Origin of the sequence: Cryobacterium sp. TMT2-10 (assembly GCF_004403075.1) — a bacterium.
Taxonomy (GTDB): Bacteria; Actinomycetota; Actinomycetes; order Actinomycetales; family Microbacteriaceae; genus Cryobacterium; species Cryobacterium shii.
This window is the reverse complement of the sequence record NZ_SOGW01000055.1, coordinates 1-4,941: the sequence shown is the minus strand read 5'-3', so window position 1 is coordinate 4,941 and position 4,941 is coordinate 1. Positions and strand designations below refer to the sequence as shown.

The following is a 4,941-nucleotide window of genomic DNA, read 5'->3' as shown; positions in this document are numbered from 1 at the left end:
GCTCGGAGGCGGCGGCGCGGCCGGGCGCGGCTAGGCGGCGGCGAATTCCGCGAGCACCGCGGCCAGCTGCTCGACGGCCCAGTCGATGTCGGCCTCGGAGACCACGATCGGCGGGGCCAGGCGGATGGTGAAGCCGTGGGTGTCCTTCGCGAGCACGCCGCGGGCCAGGAGGGCCTCGCAGACCGCCCGGCCGGACGCCACCGTCGGGTCGATGTCGATCCCGGCCCAGAGGCCCGCGCCGCGCACGGCGACGACGCCCCGGCCGATCAGGGCGCTCAGCCCGTCGTGCAGTCGGGTGCCGAGAACGCGGGCGCGCTCCTGGTATTCGCCGGTGGCCAGCATCTTCACCACGGCGAGGCCGACGGCCGCGGCCAGGGGGTTGCCGCCGAAGGTCGAGCCGTGCTCGCCAGGGCGGAGCACGCCGAGGACGTCCGCGTTGCCGACCACCGCCGAAACGGGAACGATGCCGCCGCCGAGCGCCTTGCCCAGCAGGTACAGGTCCGGCACGACCCCGACCAGATCGCAGGCGAAGGTCGCGCCCGTACGGCCGAGGCCGGACTGGATCTCGTCGGCGATGAACAGCACGTTATGGCGGGTCGTGATCTCGCGCACGGCGGGCAGGTAGCCCGCCGGCGGCACGACGATGCCGGCCTCGCCCTGGATCGGCTCGAGCAACACGGCGACCGTGTTCTGGTCGATCGCGGCCTCGAGGGCCGCGGCGTCCCCGTAGGGAACCGTGCGGAACCCGGGCGTGAACGGGCCGAAGTCCTTGCGGGCGGACTCGTCGTCGGAGAAGCTGATGATCGTGGTCGTGCGGCCGTGGAAGTTCTCGCCGGCCACGATGATGTTGGCCAGCCCGTCGGCGACGCCCTTCACCCGGTAGCCCCAGGCGCGGGCTACCTTGATGCCGGACTCGACCGCTTCGGCGCCCGTGTTCATCGGGAGGACCATGTCCTTGCCGGAGAGCTCGGCGAGCGCTGTCACGAACGGGCCGAGCTGGTCGTTGTGGAAGGCGCGGCTGGTGAGCGTGATGCGGCCGAGCTGGGCGCGGGCGGCTTCCAGCAGAACCGGGTTGGAGTGGCCGAAGTTGACCGCGGAGTAGGCGGCCAGGCAGTCCAGGTAGCGGCGACCGTCGACATCCGTCACCCAGGCGCCGTCCCCGGAGGCGACGACGACGGGCAGCGGGTGGTAGTTGTGGGCCGCGTGCTCGTTCTCGAGCGCGATGTAGGACGCCTGATCGAGGGCGGCCGTGGTCTGGGCTGTCGTGGTCTGGGCTGTCGTGGTCTGGGCTGTCGTGGTCTGGGCGGCCGCGGTCTGGTCGGCCGCGGTCTGGTCGATCATCGGCGCAGCTCCAGCGTGCAGCACTTCACTCCGCCGCCGCCGAGGAGCAGCTCGGACAGGTCGACGCCGATCGGGTTGTAGCCGCGGGCGCGCAGCTGGCGCTCGAAGTCTTTCGCGCGGGCGGCGATGACGACGTTGTAGCCGTCGGAGTAGGAGTTGAGGCCGAGGATGGCCGCGTCTTCCTCGGTGACGATGATGGCATCCGGGTAGCGCTCGCGCAGGATGACGAGGCTCGGCTCGTCGAATGCGCTCGGCAGGTAGGCGATGTTCGTGTCGTCGAGCACGGCGATGGCGGTATCGAGGTGGTAGAAGCTCGGGTTGATCAGGTTAAGCGTGATCACCGGACGGCCGTAGATGGCCGACACCTCTTCGTGGCTGTTCGAGGCGCTGCGGAAGCCGGTGCCGGCAAGGATCGCGTCGCCCACGAGCAGGAAGTCGCCCTCCCCCTCGTTGATCTCGACCGGGACGCGCACGTCGAAGCCGCTCTCGCGGAACCAGTCCATGTAGGCCGGGCCTTCCGGCTGGCGCTCCGGATAGGTGAAAGCCGCGCCGTACGCGATGTTGTCGACGACGAAGCCGCCGTTGGCCGCGTAGACCATGTCCGGCAGCCCGTCGATCGGGTCGATCAGGTGCACGTCGAAACCGAGTCCGACGTAGGTGTCGTACAGGGTCTGCCACTGCGCGACGGCCAGGGCAGTGTCGGTCGGGATGGCCGGGTCCATCCACGGGTTGATGCGGTACACGACGGTGAAGTAGTCGGGCTTGCACATCAGGATGGTGCGCCTGACCGGTATGCGCTCGGGGCGGGCCGAAGCGATGCTCTCGTCCGGGTTCGGGACGGTGAGACCCGGGACCGTGAGGTCGGGGGCGGCGAAATCAAGGGACGTGAGATTGGTCGACATGGGGACTCCTTCTGCTGCACTCCGCCGGCTTCGGGCGAGGTCGGAATGCGGGGGTGGATGGCGGACCAGGTCACTCACGAGAGCCCTGCCGGAGCCGAACGGATCCGGGCGGGGACGCCGTTCCTAGTTTCACACAGCATGAATCGGTATGTCACGCTAATCTGCGCTCGAAATGCGCGTGGTTTCCGCGCTCGACGCATGTTTTCGCCGTAGACTCTCGGAATGGACAATCTAGACCGCGGCATTCTCGACCTTCTTCGCCAGAATGCCCGCGCGGGCTACGGGGATATCGGCGGGGTCGTCGGCCTGTCGGCGTCGGCGGTCAAACGGCGGGTCGACAAGCTCGTGGCCGACCGGGTCATCCGCGGCTTCACGATCCAGGTGGACCCGGCCATCGACGGCATGAGCACCGAGGCCTACGTCGAACTGTTCTGCCGCGGCACCGTGGCGCCCGAGGAACTGCTGCGCATCCTCTCCGGCGTGCCCGAGGTCGTCGATGCCGGCACCGTCACCGGCAGCGCCGACGCGATCGTGCACATCCGGGCGCGGGACATCTCCGGCCTCGAGGCGGCCCTGGAGAAGGTGCGCCTGGCGCCGAACGTGGACCACACCCGCAGCGCGATCGTGCTCTCCCGCCTGATCCACCGCGCCGCGGAGTAGCGGCAGCGGAGCCGGCGCGCCGGAGTAGGGCCGGCGGCATCCGTCGCCCCTTTCGCTCGAGCGCGACCCCCGCGACACTGGAGCCGTGGCCTCACCGAAGAACGCCCAGGCTCCAAGCAAGATCGGACCGGCCGGCGCCGAGCGCATCAGCGCTGCGGCTTACGGCCTACTCGTGGCCGCCAGCACGCTGATCGGGCTCGGCGACAGCGCCGCGTCGACGATCATCATCGTGGTCCTGATCACGAACCTCGTGTATTACGCGACGCACGTTTTCGCCTACTCGATCGGGGATCAGACGGCCGGGTGGGGCAGCATCCGCCACCATCTGCGGGTCAGCGCACCGATGATATCCGCCGCATTCGCTCCGCTGCTGGCGGTGCTCGTGGTGCTCTTCTTCGGCGGCGACACGAGGACCGCGACCCTGGTCGGGATGATCACGGCCAGCGTGCTGCTGAGCGTGGTGGCGGTGTCGGGGGTGCGGCTCCGCGGCATCCGTGGCTGGCCGTTGGCCCTCGTCGCGGTGGGAACCGTGCTGCTCGCCGGGTTCCTGATCCTCGCCAAGTTCCTGGTGCTGCATTAGCGGCCCGCGGACCGGGCGCTGCTGCGAGGCGGCGGGTCAGACCGGGGCGGTGAGGGGGCGCTGCCGCACGGGCGCAAGCAGGTGGATCAGCGCGACGGCGGCGATGGAACCGGCGCAAAGGATGCCGGCGAGCACGATGATCTGGAAGCGACCGGCCTCGAGCGGCGAGGCCCCGCCGAAGATGGCGCCGACGAAGGCACCGGGCAGGGTGACCAGGCCGGTGGTCTTCGTCTGGTCGGTCGAGGGGATCAGCGCGAAGTAGACGGCGCGGCGGGCCAGCTCGCGGGTCGCCTGCCGGGGCGTGGCGCCGAGGGCCAGCCAGCCCTCCACCTCGTCCCAGCGCTCGGTCACCGCCTCGCCGAAGCGGCGGCCGGAGAGCGTGGCGATCGACATGGCGTTGCCGATGATGATGCCGCCGAAGGACAGCACGTAACGCGGCGTCGACTCGAGCGCGCCGGTGCCGAACACGACCAGGAGGGAGGCGAGCACGCCCAGGCCCATCGCGGCGGCCACCCAGGCGAAGTGCTGCCGGCTGGCGCCGATGCGCCGCGTGACCGTGCCGACCGCGGCGGTGAACATGACGACGAGGCCCACGCCGACCCAGAGCGGATCGGAGATGATGCCGCTGAGCACCAGGCTGATCGCGGCCAGCTGCAGGGCTCCGCGCAGCACGGCGAGCGCCGGCGCGAACGGATGCGACACCCGGTAGGTCCAGAGCACGAGCGTGACGATCAGGATGAGCAGCAGCACGCCGGCCAGGCTCGGCAGCAGTGCCGCCAGCTGGGCGGGCAGGTCGCGGGGCCAGGTCACGTGACGAGCCTACCGAGCCGGTGTGCCCGGAGTGGCCGGCCGCGCGCATCCGTTCGGTTCGCGAGTGCGGGTGAATCGTCGGTTAGAGGACGCCAGAGCGACAATTCACCCGCACTCGCGGCGGAGGAGGGCACCGGGGGCACCGGTAGCGTGGGACGTAACGCACACGAAGGATGCCCGGCATGCAACTCGTCATCGACCCGCACTCCCCCACTCCGCCGTTCGAGCAGCTGCGGGGGCAGGTGATCGAGGGCGTGCGCACCGGCGCGCTGGCCCCGGGTGACAAGCTGCCCACCGTGCGCCGCCTCGCCGAAGACCTCGGCCTGGCCGCGAACACGGTCGCGCGCGCCTACCGGGAGCTGGAGCAGGACGAGGTGATCGAGACCCGCGGCCGGCTCGGCTCCTTCATCGCCGCGACCGGAGACGCCACGCACCAGCAGGCGCAGCGGGCCGCGGTCGCCTACGCCGAACGGATGCGCGCGCTCGGCCTGCCCCCGGAGGAGGCGCTGCAGATCGTGCGTGCGGCCCTCGGCATCCGTTCGTAGCGTCGGCGGCCTCGGCTGCTGCGTGCGCGGTGCGCGGCGTGCGCGTGCGCGTGCGCGGGTTTCGCGGCGTGCGCGGCTGCGGCTACCGCCCGTAGGCGGCGGC

6 protein-coding genes are annotated in these 4,941 nt (G+C 70.9%); 3 read left to right on the top strand and 3 right to left on the bottom strand.

All coding sequences use genetic code 11. The features are described 5' to 3' along the window. Positions 1–30 precede the first annotated feature (30 nt). Both rocD and ddaH read right to left on the bottom strand, forming a co-directional pair. Positions 31–1,341, bottom strand: coding sequence for an ornithine--oxo-acid transaminase (rocD, locus tag E3T37_RS06290; RefSeq protein WP_134365958.1), 1,311 nt, complete (start codon positions 1,339–1,341; stop codon positions 31–33). Further along, positions 1,338–2,243, bottom strand: coding sequence for a dimethylargininase (ddaH, locus tag E3T37_RS06285; protein WP_134365957.1), 906 nt, complete (start codon positions 2,241–2,243; stop codon positions 1,338–1,340). Before ddaH ends, rocD begins: the two co-directional genes overlap by 4 nt. A 222-nt stretch (positions 2,244–2,465) precedes the next feature. Here ddaH and E3T37_RS06280 point away from each other — a divergent pair, with 222 nt between their 5' ends. After that, positions 2,466–2,903, top strand: coding sequence for an Lrp/AsnC family transcriptional regulator (locus E3T37_RS06280; RefSeq protein ID WP_134365956.1), 438 nt, complete (start codon positions 2,466–2,468; stop codon positions 2,901–2,903). A gap of 85 nt (positions 2,904–2,988) precedes the next feature. Next, positions 2,989–3,483, top strand: a complete 495-nt coding sequence (locus E3T37_RS06275) for a hypothetical protein (RefSeq protein ID WP_134365955.1) — start codon at positions 2,989–2,991, stop codon at positions 3,481–3,483. 36 nt (positions 3,484–3,519) lie between these two features. On the opposite strand, the gene E3T37_RS06270 is transcribed toward E3T37_RS06275, so the two are convergent. Beyond that, the gene (locus E3T37_RS06270; RefSeq protein WP_241975834.1) at positions 3,520–4,293 is read right to left on the bottom strand and encodes an ABC transporter permease; all 774 of its coding nucleotides are present in this window, start codon (positions 4,291–4,293) and stop codon (positions 3,520–3,522) included. A gap of 182 nt (positions 4,294–4,475) precedes the next feature. Between E3T37_RS06270 and E3T37_RS06265 the strand changes: the two genes are divergently transcribed. After that, positions 4,476–4,838 (top strand): GntR family transcriptional regulator, encoded by a 363-nt coding sequence (locus E3T37_RS06265; protein WP_134365954.1) that lies wholly within the window; start codon positions 4,476–4,478, stop codon positions 4,836–4,838. The last annotated feature ends 103 nt before the right edge of the window (positions 4,839–4,941 follow it).

Excerpts from the sequence above, each read along its gene's own strand:
- rocD (WP_134365958.1), bottom strand. The coding sequence starts at position 1,341 with ATGATCGACCAGACCGCGGCCGACCAGACCGCGGCCGCCCAGACCACG.
- E3T37_RS06280 (WP_134365956.1), top strand. The coding sequence starts at position 2,466 with ATGGACAATCTAGACCGCGGCATTCTCGACCTTCTTCGCCAGAATGCC.
- ddaH (WP_134365957.1), bottom strand. The coding sequence starts at position 2,243 with ATGTCGACCAATCTCACGTCCCTTGATTTCGCCGCCCCCGACCTCACG.
- E3T37_RS06265 (WP_134365954.1), top strand. The coding sequence starts at position 4,476 with ATGCAACTCGTCATCGACCCGCACTCCCCCACTCCGCCGTTCGAGCAG.